This is a genomic window from Campylobacter sp. RM12654, assembly GCF_020137585.1.
In the GTDB taxonomy this organism is placed as follows: Bacteria; Campylobacterota; Campylobacteria; order Campylobacterales; family Campylobacteraceae; genus Campylobacter_E.
Genome location: NZ_JACGAR010000067.1, coordinates 1 through 916 on the forward strand (window position 1 = coordinate 1; position 916 = coordinate 916).

The following is a 916-nucleotide window of genomic DNA, read 5'->3' on the forward strand; positions in this document are numbered from 1 at the left end:
GTAAATAATAAAAATTAAAAAAAGGAATTTAAAATAGGAATTTCGTTTGTTTGAAATACTAGAAAATACTTAAACAAACGAAATTTAAGTTTATTTTTCTAGTTTATCGCAACCTTTAAACATGTCTTTTTTACGTTTTACTTTACTCATATCAAAATTAGGTTTATAGGTTAAGCTAGAGCAGTTATTAAACATATAACTCATATCAGTTACATTGCTTGTATCAAAATTTAAAGGCTGATTGAAGTTTTTACAATCATGAAACATACCTCCCATATCGTGCACATTACTTGTATCAAAATCTAAAGGTTGATTAAAGCTTTTACACCCACTAAACATAGAATCCATACTAGTTACATTGCTTGTATCAAAATCTAAAGGTTGATTGAAATTTTTACAACCCATAAACATAAGCGTCATACTGGTTACATTACTAGTATTAAAATTTAGTGATTGATTGAAAGTTTCGCAATTTGAAAACATACCACCCATACTAGTTACATTGCTTGTATCAAAGTTTAAAGGTTGATTTAATTTCCAGCACCTAGAAAACATATTACTCATATGAGTTACATTGCTTGTATCAAAGTTTAAAGGCTGATTAAAATTAAAGCAACTATTAAACATAAAACTCATATTACTTACTCTTGAAGTATTGAAATTTAAAGGCTGATTGAATTTTTTACAACTACCAAACATCCCACCCATATCAGTTACATTTCTTGTATCAAAACTTAAAGCTTGATTAAAATTTTCACAATCATAAAACATATCGCTCATATTTACTACATTTTTTGTGTCAAAGTTTAAAGGTTGATTGAAATTAGAACAACGGCTAAACATACCACGCATATTAGTTACTTTTGATGTATCAAAGCTCAAAGCTTGATTGAAATTAAAGCAATCTCTAAACATC

Annotated in this window: 1 protein-coding gene; it reads right to left on the reverse strand. The window is 27.4% G+C overall.

Features of this window, described 5'->3' with window-relative positions; genetic code table 11:
- Positions 1-90 precede the first annotated feature (90 nt).
- On the reverse strand, positions 91-916 hold an 826-nt coding region (locus AVBRAN12654_RS09340), incomplete at its 5' end, for a BspA family leucine-rich repeat surface protein (protein ID WP_336614382.1).